Here is a 21,789-nt window from a genome sequence, read left to right on the forward strand (position 1 = left end):
GCGGGGCGATGAAAGTCGCCACCTTCAACATCAACGGGATCAAGGCGCGGATGCCGCGTCTTGTCGAATGGCTCGATGAAACGCAGCCCGATGTCGTCTGCCTGCAGGAACTGAAATCGAGCGACGAAACGATGCCGACCAAGGAGATCGAGGCGGCGGGCTACGGCTTCCTCTATCACGGGCAAAAAGGCTTCAACGGCGTCGCAATCCTCGCCAAGGGGACCGATCCGGTCGAAGTGCAGCGCGGACTCGCCGGCGAGGCCGAGGACGAACAGTCACGTTATCTGGAGGCGGATGTTTTCGGCGTCCGCATCGGGGCGATCTATCTTCCCAACGGCAATCCGCATCCCGGCCCCAAATTCGATTACAAGCTGCGCTGGATGGCCCGGCTGCGCGAACGCGCGAAGGCGCTGCTCGCAAGCGAAATTCCCGCGATCCTGGCAGGCGACTATAATGTCATCCCACACGATGACGATGTGTGGGACGTGCGCGGCATGGCGGACGATGCGCTCATGCAGCCCGAATCGCGCGACGCGTGGTTCCGAATTCTCGGCGATGGCTGGACCGATGCGATCCGCAGCCGCCATCCGGCCGGGCATGTCTGGACCTTCTGGGATTATCAGGCCGGCGGGTGGCAGCGCGACCATGGTTTCCGCATCGACCATCTGCTGCTAAGCCCCGCGATGGCCGACCGCCTGATCGATGCGCAGGTCGACAAGGCGTATCGCGGCCGCGAAAAGGCGAGCGACCACGCGCCAACCTGGGCCACCTTTGCATGACGCCGCTGTCCGCCGATCAACTGGCGGACGTCCCGCTCTTCGCCGGACTGGGAGACGCCGAACGCGACGAACTTGCGACCGCCTTTGCGCCGCGCCACTTCGCCGACGGCGAGGCGATCCTGATCCAGAACGAGCGCGCCGACGGTCTCTATCTGATCGCGGACGGCCGCGTCGAAATCGGCAAACGGCTGCCCGGTGGCGGGCTCGCCACGCTGGCCCAGGCCGGGCCGGGCGAGGTGATCGGCGACATGGCGCTGATCGGCCGCGATCTTCGGCGGTCGGCGATGGGCATCGCTCGCGGGCCGGTGGCGACCTGGCACCTGCCGGCCGAACAATTTCGCGCCGCGCTGGCGCAGCTTCGGCCGGCATCGCTGCAATTGCAGGCGGCCCTCGGCCGTGCGATCGCGCAGCGCATCCAGGGGAAGACCGGCGACATTGCCGCGCTCCTCGAGCGCTGGCCGGACAGTTTTGCCGCCCGCCCGCAGCGCGCGCTCCCGCCTGTCGCCGAAGATGATTTCGCCGCCGAAGCCTTTCTGGCGCGGCTGCCCTGCTGCGCGGCGATGAGCGCGGCCCAGCGGCTCGCTTTCTGGAATGCCGGTCGCCGTGTCGATGTGGCCGCCGATCGCGATCTGGCCGCGCCGGGCGGCGATCCCGCGTGCATCTGGCTTGTCGTGCGCGGCGCGGTGCGCAGCGCGCTGCCGCATCGCGCGGGCATTTACCAGCTCACCGTGACCGGACCGGGGCAACTCGTCGGGCTGGCCCCCGCGCTGTTGGACAGCCCGCACGACCGGGTGCTGCGTAGCAGCGAGCAGACCACGCTGCTGGCTTTCGATCACGCGATCTTTTCCGAACTGCTGGCGACCGGCGACAGCCTAGCGCGCGAGCTCGGTACGTCGGTCAACGCCGATCTCGTGACCGCGCTCGATACGCTCGATCAGGTCGAGGCCCGGATCGTGGCGATGCGCCGCGGACATTCCGTCGCCGCTTAGGCGCTAGCGCTCCAGCGGGATCACCCGGAAATCGGGCCGCTTTCCGTCCATAACCGCGTGGACCATCGCATATTCGGGCACCGGCATCCATGTCGCGCTGTTCGACGAAAGCGGTTCGGATGCGATGATGATCGCGCGCGGTTCCTCTTCGCCGCCGACCATTTGCCACTCGCCATCGTGCAAACCGTAGTCGCGCCCGGTGGTGAACCACATCGACAGGAAGTTCATATTGGCTTCGTGGAGCTGGTCGGGCGATCCGGTGCGGTAATGGCCGAAATCGAAACAGTGGCGCAGCCCCAATATCTGGCGGCCGGTGGTCAGAAAGAGATCGCAGCTCGATGAGATGGCGATGCCGTGCCGGCGCCGCGCCGCCTCGACCAGATCCACCGTCCGCTGGACCGCGGCCACCAGTTCATCGGGCGCGGGCTCGGCGCGCCAGTCGCCCAGCTGCGATAGCAGCAGCGCATAGACCCATTCGCTGTCGGTCGATCCCGAGATCTGCGCGAGCAAGTCGGGCGCGATTGCCTCCGCCAGCGTGCGCTTGAGATCGCCGATGCGATAGATGTCGCCATTATGCGCCATCGCCACCGCGGCGCCGGGAAAATGAAAGGGGTGGGTATTCTGTTCGCTCACCTTGACGCTGGTCGAATAGGGCACCCCGCGGACATGTGCGATCACACATTCGGCGCGCGTCTTGATCGCCAGCGATTTCAGATTGCCGTCGAAAATTGGCAGCGAGGGGGATCGGTAACGGTGCGGCACATCGGGCACGAAACTGGTAGAATCCCACGCCATCATCCCGAACCCGGCGAGATTCAGCATGTGCAACATGCGCGGCATATAGGCCTGATTGACGAGGCTGGAGTCGGGCTTGAACAACAGATCGTCGAGCTGCACCGGTTCGCCCAGATACATCATCGCACGGCACATGATCGGTCCCCGCCCGCTGCTTCGCGTTCAGCCTACACCATTCGGTCCGTTATGAAAGGCCGTCAGCCGGGTCCGTCGCGATGGCACCATAGTCTCAGGCGTCGGGATAGAGCGTCCGCATCACCCGCGCGGGATCAAGCGCATAGTGATGCGCGATCGCGGCGCCGATCACGCTTTCGAGGCTGCGCGTCGGTTTGAGGTCGCGGCCGTCGAGGCGGTTCGCGACGCTCAGCCCCGGCCAGTCGGCCGAGACCATTCCGCCCGCGACCGGCCCCCCGCCCGCCAGCGCACCGCCGAAGAACATCGCCGCCGATCCGGTGCCATGGTCGGTGCCGCCGGTGCCGTTGACCGCAACCGTGCGCCCGAATTCGGTCGCGACCACGACCAGCGTGTCGTTCCACGCCGGGCCAAGCCCGACCTGCAGCGCGCCGACCAGCTGGTCGAGCCCGCGAAGCTGGGCCGTCAGCCGCCCGCGCTGACCGCTGTGCGTGTCCCAGCCGCCGGTTTCGATCATCATCGCCCGCGCCCCGTCGGCAGGAAGCATCAATGATGCCGCGAGCTTGCCGAGATCGGCACCATTGCGGCCATTGTTGCCGCCGATGTCGCCCGCCAGCTCCTGTGTCTTGACCGCGCTGTCCCACAGCGGGTGCAACAGTGCGTCGCCGGCATAGAGCGCCGACAGCCGCGCGATCAGATCGGCGTCGGCCTGCGGCAGGCGGCTAGGGGCGTAGGTGGCGACGGGGGCGCTGCCGCGCAGCGCCAGTGGCACCGCCGGCGCGATAGCGAGCGCCTCGCGCTCGGCGGCGGGCAGCAGCGTCAGCAGTCGCCCGACCCAGCCGTCGCTCTTTTCATACGGGCGCGAGCCGCCGCCTTCGAGCACATTCTGACCATCGAAATGCGACCGGTCGCGATAGGCGGTGGCGACGGCGTGCGCGAAATGCGCCTGCTTGGCGCGATAGAGATCGGCGCCGGCGGCAAGCGCCGGGTGCAGCGTGAACAGGCCGTTGAGGCTCGCGCCGCCGGCCTCTTCGGCGAGCGCGCCGCGCGCCGCGGCATAGGCGGGATCACCCGTCGGTGCGACGATCGCAAGGCCGTCGGCGGCGCCGCGCTGGATCACGAACACCAGCCGGCGCGGCGTCGCCGCGGCGGCATAGGCAAAGCGCGGGACCGCTCCGGCGGCGGCAATGGTCAGTCCGCTAATGAGCATATGGCGGCGCGAGAGGGTCATCGTCTATCTCCGCAGAAAGGCCGGGCTGGCATAGAGCAGCGCGAGCGCCTGGCCGGGGCTGTCGGCGCGGGCGACCGCCTGCGCGGTTTGCGTCGTCAAGGCGTCGGCAAGGATCAGCGGCGCGAGCTGGCGGGCATCGACGCGGTCGCCGATGCGACCGGCGATCCGGCTGGCGAGCTCGACGCGCTGCATCATCGCCGCCGATCCGGCCCAGGTCGCGACCAGATCGTCATAGCCGGCGGGCGATCCGGGGCGCCAGATCGGCTGGCCGAGCTGGGTGAACAGCGCCGGGACATTCTGCCGGTCGCTAAGCGCCGGCAGTTTCAGGCTTCGCATCACCGATACGGTCCAGTCCCACGGCGATTTGAACATCGCGGGTTCGGCCGCCCATGCCTCGGGCGCGGCGACGAGCGTGCCGTAGAGCGAGGTCAGGTCGCCGCCGGTCCGAAGGAAATCGGCCTCGAGCCGCGCGACGAGCGCGGGGGCCGGTGTGTCGCCGGAAAAATGCCGGGCCAGTTTGGTGGCGATGTGCCGCGCGGTCGCCGGATGCCGCGCAAGGTCGAGCAGCACCGCCTCGGCCTGGTCCGCGCCACCCTGCGCGTAGCGTTTGCCCATGATCGACTGCGCGCCGGGTTCGTGCAGCGGTGCGATAAAGACGGTGTCGCCGTCGGCCGCGCCCGCAGGCATCAGCCGCTGCCCGGCGCCGCGGCCAAGCCCGGCGACGGTCAGCCCGGTCAGCACCTTGGCAAAGGCAGTGACGTCGGCCTGCGTATAGCCGGTACGCACCCCCAGCGTGTGCAATTCCATGATCTCGCGCGCCAGATTTTCGTTGAGCCCCGGCGCCTGCCGCCGGCCTCGCGCGCGGATGCGATCGGACACCGGACTGTCGGGCCCGAAACTTTGCGCCTGATCGAGATAGAGCAGCATGGCGGGGTGCCGCACCGCCGCGATCAGCAGGTCCGAAAATTTGCCCATTATGTGCGGGCGGATCGCCTCGAACTCGTAATTGCCGGCAAAACCGATCACCGGCAGCTTGTCGGCCGACACGGCGAAATGGTTGGACCAGAAGTGGACGAGCCGTTCGGGGAAGGGCGTTGCCGTCGCGACCGCATTGGCAAGCCGCGCGGCGGCCGCATCGACATAATGGGTGCGGATTGCGGAGCGCGACAGGCGTTGCAGTTCGGGGTCCATCGCCGCGCCTGTGCCGTCCTTCCGGGCGACATCATCCGGCGCATTGCGGCGCATCGCTCGCCGGTCGTCCTGATATTCTACATAGGCGGCGGCGATGGCGGCGCGGCCGGGCAAGGCGGCGATCGGTGCGGGAACCGGGTCATAGTCGTCAAGTTGTCGCAGCAGCCAGGCCTGCGGATCGTCGGTCGCGGGATCGTCGAAGCGGCGGCCGAGGCCGAAGCGGTTGGCGGCAAGATAAAGGCTGGGCATTGCGCATCCTTCGGGTTCAGACCCCGAAGCTGCCCGCCCTTTGTCGCAAAATCATGCCAGCAGAATGGCGGCCCGCCGCGTCAGGACAGCGGCTTGTCGTAAAGCTGATACACGCGGTTGACCGTCGCGTTGATGGCGTCGGCGACCGCGTTCATCCCCTGATTGTCGTCGAGGACCCAACCGATATCGCCCTGCTCGGCGCCATATTTGGCGACGCCGTCGCGGCGGATATATTCGATCATCATGAAGGCGAGGGTGCTCGCCATGCGGCTGTTCTGCAACTTCTTGACCACGCCCATCAATGGCACGCGCAGCCGCTTGCTCTTGGGCTTGCGCAGCCACCAAAGCAGCCGCGCCCAGTTGAAGGGGAACAGCGATCCGTCCATCCCGATCAGGAGTTCGTTGATGTCGGGCAGCACGATCATGAACGCGACCGCCTCGCCGTCGACTTCGGCGACGCGGATCAGATCCTCGAAAACAATGTCCTTCAGCTTCTTGCCGACATATGCGATTTCGCTGTCGGTCAGCGGAACGAAACCCCAATTGTCCGACCAGGCGTCGTTCAAAATGCCCATGATCAGCTGCGCCTCGGCATCGAACTTGCGCTTGTCGACGCGGCGGATGCGGATGCGCTCGTTCTTCTCGCCCGCCGCGACGATGCGGTTTACCAGCGGCGGAAAGCCGTCGACGATGTCGACCGCATAGTTGAACAGCTTCTTGACCGGGCGATAGCCCTCGGCCTCGATCCACCCCTGATAGAGCGGGCTGTTGTGGCCGAGCATGATCGTCGGCGGCGTGTCGAAGCCTTCGACCAGCAGCCCGGGTTCGTCCCAGATCGAAATCGACAGCGGGCCGAGCGCGCGGTTCATTCCCTGGCCGCGCAGCCAGTCTTCGGCGCTGACGATCAATGCGTGCGCGACCTCGGCATCCTCGGCCTCCAGCAGCCCCCAATTGCCCGTCCCCGGACCCATGCCCTGGCTCGCCGGCTGTTCGAGCGCGAGGAAGTCGACATGCGCCGAAATGCGTCCCACCGTGCGGCCGTCGCGGCGTGCGAGGAACAGCTGCGCCTTGCCATGTTCGAACCAGGGGTTCTTGCCTGGCGTCAACAGGTCGAACGCTTCGTTTTTCAGCGGCGGCACCCAGGCGGGATCGCCGCGGTTGAGCCGGAAGGCCAGTTCGACGAATTCGCGCTTGTGCGCCTTGTCCTTGACGGGATGGATGGAGACGGGACCTTGCGAATGTGCGGCCATGGCTGGTTTCCTGAATGACGATGCCTATATTTGTGGCGACGCATTAGGGCATAGCTGTGGCGCTGGCGACCCGTATTCGGCCATCATGCTGCCACGAAATCATGGTGAAGACGCCGGCATGATCACGACCAATCCCGCTGCCGAACGGATCGCGACTCCCCCCGCGGCCCCGGCCACCAAGCCCCCCAAATCGGCGATTGCCGACGATATGGCGATGATCCGCGCGGCCTCGGAGCTGACGCGCGATCTCGTCAATCCGAACGCGCGCATCTATTGGGTCGATTTCCTCGGTTCGGCGTTCATCGGCTATGCCGGTGTCGCGGCTGCGATCCTGGCACCATCGACCGCATGGATGCTCGCCGCGGCGCTCATCGCCGTCGTAGCACTTTACCGCGCGGGCAGCTTCATCCATGAGCTGACGCATATCCGCAAAAATGCGCTCCCCGGTTTCCGGCTGGTGTGGAACCTGCTCGTCGGCATCCCGCTGCTTATCCCTTCCTTCCTTTACGAAGGCATCCACAGCCTCCACCATAACCGTACCAAATATGGCACGGTCGAAGATCCCGAATATCTGCCGCTGGCGCTGATGAAGCCGTGGACGGTGCCGCTGTTCGTCGTCGCGGCCGCCTTTGCGCCGCTGGCGCTGCTTTTCCGCTTTGCGGTGCTGACCCCGCTGTCGTTCGTCATCCCGCCGCTTCGCCGCGTGGTGATGGAGCGCTATTCGGGGATGATCATCAACCCGATGTTCCGTCGCCGCCGGCCCGAAGGCGATTTCCGCCGCCAGTGGGCATGGCAGGAAGGCGGGGCCTGGGCCTGGTCGACGCTGCTGATTGCGGGGGGCGTGTTCGGCTGGGTGCCGCTACGCGCGCTACTGATCTTCGGCGCCATCGCGGCGGCCAGCCTCGTGCTCAACCAGATCCGCACGCTCGTTGCGCATCTGTGGGAAAATGACGGCGAGGTGCTGACCGTAACCGCGCAGTTCCTCGACAGCGTCAACGTCCCGCCGCCCGGCCTGCTTCCCGAGCTGTGGGCGCCGGTGGGACTGCGCTATCACGCGCTGCATCATCTGCTGCCCGGCGTTCCCTATCACGCGTTGCCCGAGGCGCACCGCCGCCTGCAGGCGGCACTGCCGGGCGATTCGCAGTATCATGCCGCCAATTACCGCAGCCTGCCGAAGCTGGTGATGAATCTGGTCGCAGGCTCGGCCAAGGGAACAGCCGGCTGACCTTCGGCCGCGTCGGCCCTTGAAAGAAGGCCGGCGGCGACCGCTTCTACTGCGTTTCGACAGCCTGCTTGAACCGCGCAAGCCGCGCGGCCGCCGCTGCGGCATGCGGGCCGATCCAGCGGTCGTGAATGTCCTGGATCGGCATCGCGTTCAGATGGTTCCAGCGTTCGCGGCCGCGACGTTCGGCGATGACCAGCCCCGCCTCCTCCAGCACCTTCAGATGCTGCATCACCGTGCAGCGGTCGAGATCGGCGAAATGGTCGCACAGCGCCCCTGTCGTGAGCGGCTGATCCTTCAGATCGTCCAGAATCTGCCGCCGCACGCCGTGCGCGAGCGCCTTGAAGATGCGGTCGAAATCGTCGTGGATTGACATGTTATAAATTTATAACATAATTAAATGCGACTCAAGTGGAGAATGACGATGGAACTGAAATTCAGGGTCGCGGCGCGCATCGCCAAGCCGGTGCATGAGGTGTTCGAGGCGGTTGCCGATCCCGCGCAGCTTTCGCGCTATTTCACCACCGGCGGCGCGCAGGGGCGGCTCGAGACGGGCGCGGTGGTGACGTGGGATTTCCACGATTATCCCGGCGCCTTTCCGGTCCATGTAATCGAGGTGGTGCAGGATGAGAAGATCGTGCTGGAATGGGCAGCCTATGAAGGCCAGGCGCCGGGGATAGAGGGCGGGACGATGGAAGATGCCGCTTACCGCACCCGCGTGACGATGACCTTCAAGCCGCTCGACGACGGCCGCACGCTGGTCGAAATCGCCGAAGGCGGCTGGCGCGAAACGCAGGCGGCGCTCGACGGCAGCTACGGCAATTGCCATGGCTGGACGCAGATGCTCTGCGCGCTCAAACTCTGGGTCGAACGCGGCGTAAACCTGCGCGCCGATTTCTATGTCTGATGCCGTCTACGCGTTGCGCGCCATCAGCCCGCCATCGACCGGGATCACCGCGCCGGTGATATAGCTCGCCGCGGGTAGGACGAGGCTCAGCGTCACATGCGCGACCTCCTCGGGTTCGCCATAGCGGCGCAGCGCGGTGCGCCGCCGTGCGAAGATCGCCTTGTCCGCGTCGGGCACCTTGTCGGTCATCGCGGTGCGGATCGGGCCGGGGCAGATGCAGTTGACGGTGATGCCATCCTTGCCCAGATCGACCGCCAGCCCACGCGTCAGCCCGGTCACGCCCGTCTTTGCCGCGACATAGGGCGTGTCGCCGGGCGTCGCGCCCAGTCCCTCGGTCGAGGCAATGTTGACGATGCGCGGCGCGTTGCTCTGCCGCAACCATGGGAGTGCCGCGCGCACCATGCGCTGGTGCGCGGTCAGCATCACCGCGATCGCGCGGTGCCAGATTGCGTCATAATCGTCGCCTGCATCGAGCGGGCAGAAGCTCGACACGCCGGCGTTGTTGATAAGGATGTCGATCCCGCCAAAATGCGCCGCGACGTCTGCGACGACACGCTTGATCGCCTCGCCGTCAGATACGTCGAGCGCGAAAGCGCGCGCGCCGTCGCCGGCTTCCGCGGCAACCGCCTCGCATGCGGCAGGGTCAAGGTCGGTGACCGCCACCTTCGCGCCCTCGCGCGCCAGCAGCAGTGCGGTCGCCCGCCCCATGCCGCTCGCCGCGCCGGTCACGATTGCGACGCGGCCCGCGACGGAGCGCGAGAGGGCGGCTGCCTGTGTCACCGGAACGGCGGCTCGTTGAACGCGCGCAGCTTGCGGCTGTGCAGCTTGGCGCCCTCGTCGTGCATCAATTCGCAGGTGCGGATGCCGATCTGGAGATGCGCGGCGATCGCTTCTTCATAGAAACGGTTGGCCTGTCCGGGCAGCTTGAGTTCGCCGTGGAGCGGCTTGTCGGACACGCACAGCAAGGTGCCGTAAGGCACGCGGAAGCGGTAGCCCTGCGCCGCAATGGTCGCCGACTCCATGTCGATGCCGATCGCGCGCGACTGCGAGAAACGCAGCGCGGAATCGGTGAAACGCAATTCCCAGTTGCGATCGTCGGTGGTGACGACGGTGCCAGTGCGCATCCGTTTCTTGAGGTCGGCGCCGCTGGTTCCCGACACCGCTTCGGCGGCGCTCGCCAGCGCCTGCTGGACCTCGGCGATCGGCGGGATCGGAATTTCGGGCGGCAGCACGCTGTCGAGGATATGGTCGTCGCGCAGATAAGCGTGGGCGAGCACATAGTCGCCGATCCGCTGGCTGGGACGCAGCCCGCCGCAGTGGCCGATCATCATCCACGCCTCGGGCCGCAGCACCGCGAGGTGATCGCAGATCGTCTTCGCGTTCGAGGGGCCAACGCCGATGTTGACGAGCGTGATGCCGCTGCCGCCCTCGGCAATCAGGTGATAGGCGGGCATCTGGTGCCGCCGCCACGCGCTGTCGCTCGCGAGCGCGCTGGCATTGATATCCGGCTCGTCGACATAGAGGCCGCCCGCGCCGGCGAGCGCGGTGTAGCGCCCCTTGCCGACCTGCGCTCCCGCCCAGGCGACGAATTCGTCGACATAGCGGTGATAGTTGGTGAAAAGGATATAGCGCTGGAAATGCTCGGGCGCGGTGCCGGTATAGTGGCGCAGGCGCGCGAGGCTGAAATCGGTGCGCAGCGCGTCGAACAGCGCGAGCGGCTGCGCCGCCGCGGGGTCGAAGCCGAACAGGCCGTCGGCCAGCTCGTCGCCGATATCGGCGAGCTCGGTGGTGGGAAAATGGCGCGCGAGTTCGAGCGGAGTGACGCGGCCCATGTCCGACCCGTCGCTGGCATCGAGCACATAGGGGAAGGGGATCTGCTGCCCGGTGCGCGTCACCTCCAGCGTCACCTCATAGTGGCGGACGAGCAGGGTCAGCTGTTCGCGCAGATAAGCCTCGAACAGATCGGGGCGCGTTACCGTCGTGACGAACTCGCCCGCCCGCTCGAAATGACCGAAGGCGAGGTTGTGGCCGCCCTGGCCTTCGCGAAACTCGCCATTGGTGACGAGGCGCAGCGCCGGATAGTCAAACAGGCCGGTCGCGGCGGCGTCGGCGGGCGGCGAGGTGCCGTCACGGACGAAGGCGGCGATGGCGGATTTGAGATTGCCGACCGACGTTCGGAAACGCGACTGAAGTTCGGCGATGACCCCTTCGACAAGGGTGGTGGGGTCGACGATATTTTCGTTCGATGATTCTGATGTCATCGCGACGCTGTTGCACGAAAATATGACAAAAGGAAAGGGGGGCGGCGCCGCGCCGCGCCGCCCCTCATTTCAATCCGCAAACTGCTCAAAGCTGTTCGAGCATATGGTCGGCGCTCGACACCTTGAATTCGCCCGGGGCTTCGACATTGAGCTGCTCGACGACGCCATCGTTGACGACCATCGAGAAACGCTGGCCGCGCTTGCCCATGCCGAACGCCTTGCCATCCATGGTCAGCCCCACCGCTTCGGCGAAATCGCCATTGCCATCGGCAAGCATCGTCACGCTGTCGGTCGCGCCGGCATTCTTCGCCCAGGCGCCCATGACGAAGGCGTCATTGACCGCGGTGCAAACGATTTCGTCGATGCCCTTGGCCTTGAGTTCGGCTGCCTTCTCGACGAAGCCGGGCAGGTGCTTGGCCGAACAGGTCGGCGTAAAAGCGCCTGGAACCGAAAAGAGCGCAACCTTACGGCCCTTGAAATAATCGGCGGCCGAAACCTGTTCGGGGCCTCCTTCGGTGACCTTCACCAGCTTGGTGTCGGGCAGCGAGTCTCCGGTAGTGATGGTCATGCTGGCATCCTTTCGTTGGGGGGTCTTGTGCGGGCGAGACATTGGGTGTGCGCCGCCGCGAGTCAAGCGGCGCAGCGTTCGCATTGCACAATGGACCCCGCCGTTCGTCGATATGGCCGCAAAGACGCTGGACCGTGCGCGCCCGGCAGTCCATGATGGGGCGATGGAAAAGGCGCCGACCTGGTTCACCGGCCAATTGCTGCTCGCCCTGCCCGGCATCGGCGATCCGCGTTTCGATCACTCCGTCATCGCGATGATCAGCCACGACGAGGATGGTGCGATGGGGATCGGCATCGACGATCCGATCGACGGCATGACCGTCGGTGCGGTGCTCGATCAGCTCGATATCGCGCACGACGCTCCGCTCGATCAACCGGTCTTTCTGGGCGGACCGGTCGAACCGTCGCGCGGTTTCGTGCTCCACAGTCGCGACTGGTCGGGCGAGGGCGCGGTGCAGGTGTCGGGGCGCTGGATGATATCGAGCTCGCACGACATATTGCGCGCCATCGGCGAGGGGCGCGGGCCGTCGCAATGGCTCGTCGCGCTCGGCTATGCCGGATGGTCACCGGGGCAGCTCGAAGAGGAAATGGTACGCCACGCCTGGCATCTGACGCCCGGCAGCGACGCGTTGCTGTTCGACACGCCGCCGGCGCAGCGGTGGCAGGCGGCCTTTGCCGAAGCCGGCATCGATGCGCGCCTGCTGACGGTGGAGGGCGGCGAAGCGTAGGATCGCCGCCCGTCGATCCGCTGCGTCAGTGCGCCAGGGCGAGGAGCGGGCGCCCTTGGCCAAGCCGCGCGAGCGCGGTTCGGGCGGCCCAGCGCGAATCCATGAAATCGCCGTTCGCAAGCTCGAGGTCGTAGCGGATCGGGCTGTCGATCGCCGACCGATAGGCGGTCGCGGCGTCGGCGGTGCGGCCAAGCCGGGCATAGGCGGTGCCCAAATTGATCAGCCGCGACGGATCGCGGGCATCGACCCGGCCGTCGGTCAGCTTCGCCACTGCCGCCTTGTTTTCACCCGCCTGCAATTCTTCAAAGGCAACCGACAGCGGCGTCGAGGCGCTGTCCTCGGTGCCCGTGACGATGATCGACTGAGCCATCGCCGGCGACGCGACGGCCAGGGCTGCCAGGCTGAGCAGAATTTTTTTCATCTAGGTATCTCCCCGAAAACTTTGACCTATTTTCTCGTTTGTCGGGATGAAAGTCAATGAATCGCCGGCTATGTAACATTGGTGTCACATGGCCGGATTATGCTGAGCGCAAGGCGCATTATAAGGCAAATTTCTTAGGAAGTTGGCTGTTGCAAGACCGTGTCACAATTGCGCCCCGCGGGTTGTAACATTGGCGCGCGCCCGAATTTTATTTTGCGCTGCCTCGCGATTGGCGGCGGACGAATCGTGCCTGCGCCGCGTCCGACTGCGACCCGCGCCTTGCAGATATAAAGAAAAGTTTATATTTGAATGGCGACGCGCTTTCGGTTAGGGCGCGCAACATAATTGCTCGACAATTCGGGGCCGCTCGCCTGCGGCCGTACTCGCCAATATGGAGACTCCCCCGTGGCCACCACCGCAGCCAATGCCACCATTACCGCCGCCAATGCCGCAATCGCGGCGGCGAAGACCAAGGACGGCGCCGCCGACTATGTGATTGCCGACATCGGCCTCGCCGACTTCGGACGCAAGGAAATCGCGATCGCCGAAACCGAAATGCCCGGCCTGATGGCGCTGCGCGCCGAATATGGCGCGGCGCAGCCGCTGAAGGGCGCGCGCATCACCGGATCGCTGCACATGACGATCCAGACCGCGGTGCTGATCGAAACGCTGATCGCGCTGGGCGCCGACGTGCGCTGGGCGACTTGCAACATCTTTTCGACCCAGGATCATGCCGCTGCCGCGATTGCTGCCGGCGGCACGCCGGTGTTCGCGGTGAAGGGCGAAAGCCTTGCTGAATATTGGGATTATGTCGGTCGGATCTTCGACTGGGGCGACGATCAGACCGCGAACATGATCCTCGATGACGGCGGCGACGCCACGATGTTCGCGCTGTGGGGCGCGCGCGTCGAAGCGGGCGAGCCGCTGTTCGAACCGACCAACGCCGAAGAAGTCGAATTCGTCCGTGCGCTCAAGGAATTCCTTGCCGCCAAGCCGGGCTATCTCACCAAGAGCGTGCGCGCGATCAAGGGCGTGTCGGAAGAAACGACGACCGGCGTCCACCGCCTTTACCAGCTGGCCAAGGAAGGCAAGCTGCCCTTCCCGGCGATCAACGTGAACGACAGCGTCACCAAGTCGAAGTTCGACAACCTGTATGGCTGCAAGGAAAGCCTGGTCGATGCAATCCGCCGCGCGACCGACGTCATGCTGGCCGGCAAGGTTGCGTGCGTTGCGGGCTTTGGCGACGTCGGCAAGGGCTCGGCCGCCTCGCTCCGCAACGGCGGCGCGCGCGTGCTGGTTACCGAAATCGACCCGATCTGCGCGCTGCAGGCGGCGATGGAAGGCTATGAAGTCGTCACGATGGACGAAGCGGTCGCCCGCGCCGACATCTTCTGCACCGCGACCGGCAACGCCGACGTCATCACCGCCGACCATATGGCGGCGATGAAGCCGATGGCGATTGTCTGCAACATCGGCCACTTCGACAGCGAAATCCAGATCGCGGGGCTCGCCAATTACAAGTGGACCGAAGTGAAGCCGGGCACCGACCTCGTCGAATTCCCCGATGGCAAGCAGATCATCGTGCTGGCGAAGGGCCGCCTCGTGAACCTCGGCTGTGCGACCGGGCACCCGTCGTTCGTGATGTCGTCGAGCTTCACCAACCAGACGCTCGCGCAGATCGAGCTGTTTACCAAGGCCGACGATTACAAGAACGACGTCTATGTCCTGCCCAAGCATCTCGACGAAAAGGTCGCAGCGCTGCACCTCGAAAAGCTGGGGGTGAAGCTGTCGACGCTGACGCAGAAGCAGGCCGATTATATCGGCGTGCCGGTCGATGGACCGTTCAAGCCCGATCATTATCGTTACTGATCGTTACTAATTTTTCATAAGCAGACTGTAGGGTCGCGCTGCCGTCCGGAGACCGGATGGGGGCGTGGCCCTTTGCTTTTGGGGGTTCGGGGCAACGCTCGCTCGATTCAGATTTTGGTGCAGCCGGGGGGCATCGCTTAAACGAGGGAGTTCCCGGAATGATTACCGTGCGCGCGATGCGAGCAGGGCTTTATGGCGGCCTGTCCGCGCTGGCTATTCTGGCGGCCGCCGCGCCGGCTGCGGCGCAGGATGTTGTGCCGGATGCGTCGGCGGACGCCGACAGCAGTACACAGATCATCGTCACCGGGTCGCGCATTGCGCGCACCGATGCGGACACGATCCAGCCGACGCTTGTCACCACCTCCGACCAGATCGACCGCCGCGGCTATACCAATGTCGCGCAGGCGCTGTCGGAAATTGCCGCCTTCGGCGTTCCCGGCAACAGCAATGTCGGTGCGCAGGAGGGGCCGTTCGGTTCGGGGCAGACCTTTGTCGATTTCTTTTCGCTGGGCAGCCAGCGCACGTTGACGCTGGTGAACGGTCGGCGCTTCGTGTCGTCCAATACCGCCTCGGTATTCGGGCCGGCGGGGCCGGGCAGTCAGGTTGACCTTAACGTCATCCCCGAAACGCTGGTCGATCGCATCGAAACGGTCGCGGTCGGCGGCGCACCCATCTATGGCTCCGATGCGATCGCGGGCACCGTCAACATCATCCTCAAGCGGGATTTCGACGGGCTTGAAATAAAAGGCCAGGCGGGCGTGTCGCAGCGCGGCGACGCGCCGGATTATCGCATCAGCGTCATCTGGGGCGCCGATTTTGCTGACGGGCGGGGCCATATCACGCTGAGCGGCGAATGGAATCGCGCACGCGGCCTCGCCACGGGCGATCGCTTTCTGACGAGCGCCGCCGGCCCCTTCTTCACGACCGCCGCCGATCCGGCCTCACCCTTTCAGCAACAGCTCTATTATGATCAGCGGCTCAACGTTTTTACAAATAGCGGGGTACCGCTTGCCTTCGACAGCATCCCCGAATTCGGCGGAATTTTCGATGCATCGGGCAATGTCCTGACGTTCAACGACGCGGGCCGGCTCGTCCCGCTCGACTTCGGGACGCGCACGGGCAGCCTGTTCGAAAGCTCGGGGGGCAACGGCTTCGCGACGAAAGATTATGGCAATCTCTCGACGAACAATGACCGCTATCTCGCAACCGCGCTCGGCAGTTTCGACCTGAGCGACACGGTCCGCTGGTTCGGCGAGGGCTGGTATGCGCACAGCAAAGGGACGAACATCGCGGCCCAGCCGCTGTATAACACGGCGCTGGCCGGACCGGGAACGTCGCCGAACGGCAATCTGGTGCTCAGCCTCGACAATCCCTATCTGAACGACGCCGACCGGGCGACAATCCGTGACAATCTGGCCGCCTATGGTCTGCTCGGCGGGATTCCGATCGATGCCGACGGCGACGGCAATCCCGATTTTGCGACGGCTCCCGACAGCTTTCTGATGGCCCGTGCCAATACCGACCTGACGACGGGCCGCGCCGACACGACGGTCGAACTCTATCGCTTCGTCACCGGGCTCGACGGCGAACTCGGCGTCGGCGACCGGATCTACAAATGGGATGTCTCGGCCAACTACGGCCATTCCAAAACGCGTGGGCGTGAACGTGTGCTGGTGCAGCAGAATTTCCTCAACGCGGTCGATGCCGTCGATGAGGGTGTGTTCGGCGGCGGTGCCGCCAACGGCAATATCATCTGCCGCCCCGGATACAGCAACGCGAACATCGCGACGCTAAATGCCACCTGCGCGCCGCTCGACCTGTTCGGTGTCGGCCGCTTCAGCCAGGCTGCGCTCGATTATGTGACGACGATCGCCGATCCGACCGCGACCAATTCGCAGTTCGTGCTGAGCGCGTCGGTCAACGGGCCGCTGTTCCAGCTGCCCGGCGGCGATGTCATCGCCTCGCTCGGCTATGAACATCGGCACGAGAAGACCGCTTTCGACCCCGGCGCCTATTATTATGGCGAGGATGTCGGGGGCGGATTCCGGATGCCGTTTGGCCGCAGCATCCCGATCGATCCGGTGCGGGGCAGCTTCACGACGAATGAATTTTCCGGCGAGCTCAAGATTCCGGTCGTTACGCCGGGGATGGACAGCTTCGTCAATGCGTTCGAACTCGACGGCGCGGCGCGCTATATCGATCATTCGGCAGCGGGGGGCGACTGGACGTGGACCGCGGGCGGACGATTGTCGCCGGTCGCCGATGTGACAATCCGCGGCAATTTCACCCGCTCGGTGCGCGCGCCCGCGATCACCGAAAGCTTCAGCCCGACGTCGCTGGCCTTTGCAACGGCCAATGATCCGTGCGATCGCCGCTTCGTCAATTCGGGACCGAACCCGGCGCAGCGGCGCGCAAACTGCATTGCCGGGGGGATAGCGAACCCCGATGCCTTCACGTCGAACATCGTCGGATTCACGGCGCCGATCTCGGTTTCGGGCAATGCCGCACTCAAGAACGAGCGCGCCGACAGCTGGACCGTCGGCGCGATTGTCCGCCCGCGCTTCGTGCCTGGTCTGACGATCACCGCCGACTGGGTCGATATCCGGCTGCGCGATGCGATAATATTGCTCGGTGCCGGCCAGACGCTCGACGCTTGCTATGATGCGGTCGCCTATCCGGCGACGGTTTGTGGCCAGATCGACCGCGATCCGGGCGGGCAAGTGACTTTCGTGCGCACCGGCTATGCCAATGCGGCGTCGATGGACTTCCGCGGCCTGACCGCCGAAATCGCCTATCGGCGCGAGATTGCGGCGGACACGGCGCTCGGCCTGTCGCTCAATTACTTCTATCTCGACAAGCTCGAAACGCGCGTCGGAACCGGCGATATCGACACCGCGCGCGGCGAAATCGGCAATCCCAAACATTCGTTCACCGCGAATGTCACGGTCGATCGCGGCCCGGTAAATCTGCTCTGGCAAACGCAATATTATGGCAAGAGTGTGTGGAACGCCGACGCGGCGCCCAACGCGCTGGAATATAGCGGTGTCGGCTCGTGGTGGCTGTTCAACGCCTCGCTCGGCGTCGACGTGTCGAAGCAGTTTTCGTTGCGCCTGATCGTCGACAATGTCTTCGACGCAAAACCGCCGTTCCCGGCGCCGGCGGCCAATGGCACGATCACCTATTATTCGGGCATTTTAGGACGCTATTTCCGCGCATCGGCGACGGCAAAATTCTGACCGCGTACCGGCGCGCAATCCGCGCGGGGTGCGGGGGATATTCGACCGGACGAGGCCTTCCGGCGTCCTGTTCCGCCGTGCCTGTGCGGCGGACGATTGAATAGAGGCTGCGCAGTCGATAGGGGCAGACGGATGATATCCGGCGTCCCTGTCGTCCTCTTGCTTCGATCGGCGCGATGCCCGTGCCGATGAGCGCGGGCTTGCTCTTCGCGCTCGGCCTGTTCGCCGCGCTCTGGCTGGTCGCTGGGCTGTGGGCGGTCGGGCGCGGGGTTGCGATGCAGCGGCGCTCGGCGTTCGTCGCCGGGCAGACCGAACGCCTCGCCAGCCTGCTCGAAGCGTCGCCCTATCTGCCCGTCGTGGTGCGCGGCGACTGGCGCATCGAGGCGAGCGAGCGGCTCGGCCGCTGGCTCGGGCTCGATGCCGGACCGCGCAGTTTCGACGAGCTTCACGGACTCGGCGCCGGGCTCGACGCGCAGGCGCACGAAGCGTTGCGCCAGGCGATCCTCGGCGCCCAGCGCGGTGCCAAACCCTTCACGCTCAGCCTGCGTCCGCAGGGCAGCAACCGTACGATCGTCTGTCAGGGCGTGGCGGCGCCGCAGTCGGTCGGCGGACCGGGCAGCGTTCTGCTGTGGCTCAGCGATGCGACCGACGGCCAGCAATCGCTCGCCAAGGCGCGGATCGAGCGCGACGAGGCGATGGCGGCGTTCGAGGCGCTGTCGGGACTGATCGAGGCGGCGCCGTTTCCGATGTGGTTCCGCGAACCCGATCTTCGCCTCGCGCTCGTCAACACCGCCTATGTCCGGGCGGTCGAGGCGAAAAGTGCAGCGCGGGTGATCGAGGATGGCACCGAATTGTGCGAGCCGATCGCCGGGGTCAGCGCGACCGACGCGGCCGAAGCGGCGCGTGCCGCGGGCTCGGCGCATATGCGCACCGTCCCGGTGACGATCGAGGGCGAGCGCCGGATCATGCGGGTCGTCGACGTGCCGCTGGCGCCCGAGGGCGGCCGCGTCATCGGCATCGCGGGCTATGCGATCGATATTCAGGAGCTGGAGAGCGAGCGCGGCGCGCACCGCCGCTTCGTCGATACGCAGCGCGAATTGCTCGACCGGCTGTCGGCGGCGGTGGCACAGTTCGGCCCCGATCATGGCCTTGTCTTTGCGAACCAGCCCTTTCGCCGGCTGTTCGACGTGACGGCCGAGGATGTGTCCGAAGGCCGGGCGCTCGCGCGGTTGCTCGATGCATGGCGTGAGGGCGGCCGGACGCCCGAGGTGCGCGACTATCCCGAATGGCGGCAGGCGCATGTCGACTGGTTCGCGCTGCCGCACGCGAGCGAGGAGGAATGGCGCCTGCGCGACGGCACCCATCTGCACGTCGTCGCCCAGCCGACCCCCGACGGCGGCCTGCTGCTGATCGCCGAGGATCGCACCGAGCAGGTGCAACTGGCCTCGACGCGCGACACGTTGCTGCGCGTGCGCACCGCAACCTTCGACAATCTGTTCGAGGCGATCGCGGTCTTCGCTCCCGATGGCCGCCTGCATCTGTGGAACCAGCGCTTCCGCCGCCTGTGGGGCGTCGATGAATCGACCCTTGCGGCGCATCCGCGCGTCGATGTGCTGATGAACGGCCTCGCCGACCGGCTCGCCAAGCCCAACCAGATCAGCATCGTCCAGGAAGTGATCCGCGCCGCGACGCTCGAGCGGACGCAGCGCGCGGGCGAAATCCGGTTCAAGGACGGGCGCCATTTCGATTTCGCCTCGATCCCGCTGCCCGACGGCAATGCGCTGCTCATCATGCTCGACATCACCGCCAGCCGGAAGATGGAGGGCGCGCTGCGCGAACGCAACGAGGCGCTCGAAGCGGCGGACAAGGTCAAGACCGCCTTTCTGTCGCGGATGAGTTACGAACTGCGCACGCCGCTGACCTCGATCGGCGGCTTCGGCGAGATGCTGCAGGCGGGTTATGCGGGCGAACTTCCGCCTGCCGCGCGCTCCTATGTCGACGCGATCATGGATTCGGTCGCGGTGCTCGGCCGCCAGATCGACAATGTGCTCGACCTCGCGCAGGGCGAGGCGGGGACGCTGGCGGTCGAACGCGCGCCGGTCGACGTCCGCGCGCTGCTCGGCAAGGCGCTCGCCGACGCGGCTCCGTTCGCCGAGACCGAACACATCGAACTCGTCGGCAATCTGTCCGACAATCTTGGCAGTATCGAAGGCGATGCGCCGCGCCTGTCGCGGGTCGTGGGCGGGCTGCTCGACAATGCGATCCGCTTTACTGCCCCGGCCAAGCGCAGCGGCGGGCGCGTGCTGCTCCACGCCGACGGCGACGCGCGCGGAGTGGAGATCGTCGTGTCGGACAACGGCCCCGGCATGCCCGATGCGGTCGCCGCGGTGACGAAGGGGCAGCAGGCGGGTACGCAGACCGGCGGCATCGGCCTCGCGCTCGCGCGCCAGCTCGTTGCCGCGCACGGCGGCACGATGGAGGTGCTCAGCGAAAAGGGACAGGGCACGCTGGTCCGCGTCACCCTGCCGCGCGGATGAGCTTCAGCTGCGCCTATGATCTCGAAGACGCCGATCGCATCGGTGCCGCCATCGGCGCCGCGCTGAGGCCCGGCGATGTCGTGCTGTTGTCGGGCGACCTCGGCGCGGGCAAGACGACGCTGGCGCGCGCGATGCTCAAAGCGCGCGGTCTGGCGGGCGAGGCGCCGAGCCCGACCTTCGCGATCGTCCAGCCCTACGCCCCGCCCGAAGTCGATCTGCCGATCGCGCATGTCGATCTCTATCGCATCGACGGAGAGGATGAACTGATCGAACTCGGCCTCGACGATTATCTCTACGACGGCGCGCTGCTGATCGAATGGCCCGAACGATTGGGCGCCCAGGCATGGCCCGACGCGCTGGCGCTGACGATTTCGGGAGGGGGCGATGCGCGCGTCTTGACAGCGGCGGTGCCGCCCGCTTGGGAAGCGCGATGGCCGCTCAGATGATTCCGCCCGACCATGCGCCCGCCTTTCTTGCCGCGCATGGCTGGGGCGAGGCCCGCATTCTGCCGCTCGCGGGCGATGCCTCGTTCCGCCGCTATTTCCGCGTTGTCGGAGAGGGGCGGCAGGCGGTGCTGATGGATGCGCCGCCGCCGCACGAAGACCCGCGCCCCTTCATCGCGGTCGCCGAATGGCTGTGCGAACAGGGGATGACCGCGCCCGCGATCCTCGCCCGCGATCTGGCGCGGGGCCTGCTGCTGATCGAGGATTTCGGCGACGTGCGGCTGCGCGAAACGCTCGACGCGCGCCCGGCGGCGGAGGCCGAATTCTACGCCGGGGTCACCGACCTGCTCGTCCATCTGCACGCGCGCCCCGCGATGCCGGGGCTGCCCGTCCACGGCATCGAACAATGGCTGGACGAGGTGATGCTGTTCACCGACTGGTACTGCCCCGCGCTGGACCTTGCCGTCGATCGCGACGGATTTCGCGCGGCGTGGCAGGCGGCGCTGGCGCCCGTCGAGCAGGACGGCTTGCCGCGTGTCACCGTACTGCGCGACTTTCATGCTGAAAATATCATGCTCGTCGATGGACGCAGCGGCATTGAACATTTCGGCCTGCTCGATTTTCAGGACGCGCTGGTCGGCCATCCCGCCTATGACCTTGCCTCGGTGCTCGAGGACGCGCGCCGCGACGTGACCCCGATGGTCGAGGCGGCAATGCTCGATCGCTATGTCGCTGCGACGGGACAGGGTACGGCGTTCCGCGCTGCCTATTGGGCGCTCGCGGCGCAGCGCAACACGCGCATCCTGGGCGTTTTCGTGCGCTTGTGGAAGCGCGACGGCAAGCCCGGATACCGCCAGTTCCAGCCGCGCATGTGGGGTCTGCTCGAACGCGACCTTGCGCATCCGGTGCTCGCACCGGTCAAAAAATGGTTCGACGACAATGTGCCCGCCGCCAAGCGCGCGGCGGCGTGGAGCGAGTGACG

19 protein-coding genes are annotated in these 21,789 nt (G+C 66.0%); 10 read left to right on the plus strand and 9 right to left on the minus strand.

Translation table 11 applies throughout. The features are described from left to right. Nucleotides 1-8 precede the first annotated feature (8 nt). Together xth and P1IM2_RS11865 are read left to right on the plus strand one after the other, a co-directional pair. A complete protein-coding gene (gene xth / locus P1IM2_RS11860; RefSeq protein ID WP_062900668.1) occupies nt 9-779 on the plus strand; it encodes an exodeoxyribonuclease III in 771 nt (256 codons plus the stop codon). Then, nucleotides 776-1,768 carry a cyclic nucleotide-binding domain-containing protein gene (locus P1IM2_RS11865; protein ID WP_186402600.1) on the plus strand — a complete coding sequence of 331 codons (993 nt, stop codon included), beginning with the start codon at nt 776-778 and terminating at the stop codon, nt 1,766-1,768. The genes xth and P1IM2_RS11865 overlap by 4 nt, the downstream gene beginning before the upstream one ends. Before the next feature lie 3 nt (nt 1,769-1,771). Here P1IM2_RS11865 and P1IM2_RS11870 read toward each other — a convergent pair whose 3' ends face one another. From P1IM2_RS11870 to P1IM2_RS11885, 4 genes are all read right to left on the minus strand, one after another. Next, nucleotides 1,772-2,698: a class II glutamine amidotransferase gene (locus tag P1IM2_RS11870; RefSeq protein WP_186402601.1), complete on the minus strand. Its 927-nt coding sequence runs from the start codon at nt 2,696-2,698 to the stop codon at nt 1,772-1,774. 94 nt (nt 2,699-2,792) lie between these two features. Beyond that, on the minus strand, nt 2,793-3,926 hold the full coding sequence (locus tag P1IM2_RS11875) for a DUF1501 domain-containing protein (RefSeq protein ID WP_062900665.1): 1,134 nt from the start codon (nt 3,924-3,926) through the stop codon (nt 2,793-2,795). A gap of 3 nt (nt 3,927-3,929) precedes the next feature. Further along, the gene (locus tag P1IM2_RS11880; RefSeq protein ID WP_186402602.1) at nt 3,930-5,366 is read right to left on the minus strand and encodes a DUF1800 family protein; all 1,437 of its coding nucleotides are present in this window, start codon (nt 5,364-5,366) and stop codon (nt 3,930-3,932) included. Between the two features lie 80 nt (nt 5,367-5,446). Then, nucleotides 5,447-6,616, minus strand: a complete 1,170-nt coding sequence (locus P1IM2_RS11885; protein ID WP_186402603.1) for an N-acetyltransferase — start codon at nt 6,614-6,616, stop codon at nt 5,447-5,449. Nucleotides 6,617-6,734: 118 nt separating this feature from the next. Here P1IM2_RS11885 and P1IM2_RS11890 point away from each other — a divergent pair, with 118 nt between their 5' ends. After that, nucleotides 6,735-7,841, plus strand: coding sequence for a fatty acid desaturase family protein (locus P1IM2_RS11890; RefSeq protein WP_062900662.1), 1,107 nt, complete (start codon nt 6,735-6,737; stop codon nt 7,839-7,841). A gap of 46 nt (nt 7,842-7,887) precedes the next feature. Here the strand turns inward: P1IM2_RS11890 and P1IM2_RS11895 are convergent, their stop codons facing one another. Further along, nucleotides 7,888-8,214 (minus strand): ArsR/SmtB family transcription factor, encoded by a 327-nt coding sequence (locus P1IM2_RS11895; protein ID WP_062900661.1) that lies wholly within the window; start codon nt 8,212-8,214, stop codon nt 7,888-7,890. Nucleotides 8,215-8,262: 48 nt separating this feature from the next. On the opposite strand from P1IM2_RS11895, the gene P1IM2_RS11900 reads away from it, so the two are divergent. Then, nucleotides 8,263-8,745: an SRPBCC family protein gene (locus tag P1IM2_RS11900; protein ID WP_186402766.1), complete on the plus strand. Its 483-nt coding sequence runs from the start codon at nt 8,263-8,265 to the stop codon at nt 8,743-8,745. A 6-nt stretch (nt 8,746-8,751) separates the two neighbouring features. Here P1IM2_RS11900 and P1IM2_RS11905 read toward each other — a convergent pair whose 3' ends face one another. From P1IM2_RS11905 to P1IM2_RS11915, 3 genes are all read right to left on the minus strand, one after another. Then, nucleotides 8,752-9,525: an SDR family NAD(P)-dependent oxidoreductase gene (locus P1IM2_RS11905; protein WP_186402604.1), complete on the minus strand. Its 774-nt coding sequence runs from the start codon at nt 9,523-9,525 to the stop codon at nt 8,752-8,754. Continuing rightward, the gene (locus P1IM2_RS11910) at nt 9,522-11,006 is read right to left on the minus strand and encodes an AMP nucleosidase (protein WP_186402605.1); all 1,485 of its coding nucleotides are present in this window, start codon (nt 11,004-11,006) and stop codon (nt 9,522-9,524) included. The genes P1IM2_RS11905 and P1IM2_RS11910 overlap by 4 nt, the downstream gene beginning before the upstream one ends. An 85-nt stretch (nt 11,007-11,091) precedes the next feature. Continuing rightward, complete coding sequence (locus P1IM2_RS11915) at nt 11,092-11,574, minus strand: peroxiredoxin (protein WP_003040485.1); 483 nt, start codon at nt 11,572-11,574, stop codon at nt 11,092-11,094. Nucleotides 11,575-11,686: 112 nt separating this feature from the next. Between P1IM2_RS11915 and P1IM2_RS11920 the strand changes: the two genes are divergently transcribed. Next, the gene (locus P1IM2_RS11920) at nt 11,687-12,301 is read left to right on the plus strand and encodes a YqgE/AlgH family protein (RefSeq protein ID WP_186402606.1); all 615 of its coding nucleotides are present in this window, start codon (nt 11,687-11,689) and stop codon (nt 12,299-12,301) included. A 25-nt stretch (nt 12,302-12,326) separates the two neighbouring features. Here the strand turns inward: P1IM2_RS11920 and P1IM2_RS11925 are convergent, their stop codons facing one another. Then, nucleotides 12,327-12,722: a hypothetical protein gene (locus tag P1IM2_RS11925; protein ID WP_062900658.1), complete on the minus strand. Its 396-nt coding sequence runs from the start codon at nt 12,720-12,722 to the stop codon at nt 12,327-12,329. Between the two features lie 432 nt (nt 12,723-13,154). Here P1IM2_RS11925 and ahcY point away from each other — a divergent pair, with 432 nt between their 5' ends. From ahcY to P1IM2_RS11950, 5 genes are all read left to right on the plus strand, one after another. Further along, the gene (ahcY, locus tag P1IM2_RS11930; RefSeq protein WP_409372288.1) at nt 13,155-14,591 is read left to right on the plus strand and encodes an adenosylhomocysteinase; all 1,437 of its coding nucleotides are present in this window, start codon (nt 13,155-13,157) and stop codon (nt 14,589-14,591) included. Between the two features lie 158 nt (nt 14,592-14,749). Continuing rightward, nucleotides 14,750-17,827 carry a TonB-dependent receptor domain-containing protein gene (locus tag P1IM2_RS11935; RefSeq protein WP_186402607.1) on the plus strand — a complete coding sequence of 1,026 codons (3,078 nt, stop codon included), beginning with the start codon at nt 14,750-14,752 and terminating at the stop codon, nt 17,825-17,827. Between the two features lie 188 nt (nt 17,828-18,015). Beyond that, nucleotides 18,016-20,364 carry a PAS-domain containing protein gene (locus P1IM2_RS11940; protein ID WP_409574539.1) on the plus strand — a complete coding sequence of 783 codons (2,349 nt, stop codon included), beginning with the start codon at nt 18,016-18,018 and terminating at the stop codon, nt 20,362-20,364. Beyond that, nucleotides 20,361-20,810: a tRNA (adenosine(37)-N6)-threonylcarbamoyltransferase complex ATPase subunit type 1 TsaE gene (gene tsaE / locus P1IM2_RS11945; protein WP_062900655.1), complete on the plus strand. Its 450-nt coding sequence runs from the start codon at nt 20,361-20,363 to the stop codon at nt 20,808-20,810. Before P1IM2_RS11940 ends, tsaE begins: the two co-directional genes overlap by 4 nt. Next, nucleotides 20,795-21,787 (plus strand): aminoglycoside phosphotransferase family protein, encoded by a 993-nt coding sequence (locus P1IM2_RS11950; RefSeq protein WP_260834036.1) that lies wholly within the window; start codon nt 20,795-20,797, stop codon nt 21,785-21,787. The genes tsaE and P1IM2_RS11950 overlap by 16 nt, the downstream gene beginning before the upstream one ends. Nucleotides 21,788-21,789 lie beyond the last annotated feature (2 nt).

Source organism: Sphingopyxis sp. P1IMeth2, from assembly GCF_900185685.1.
Taxonomy (GTDB): domain Bacteria; phylum Pseudomonadota; class Alphaproteobacteria; order Sphingomonadales; family Sphingomonadaceae; genus Sphingopyxis; species Sphingopyxis terrae_A.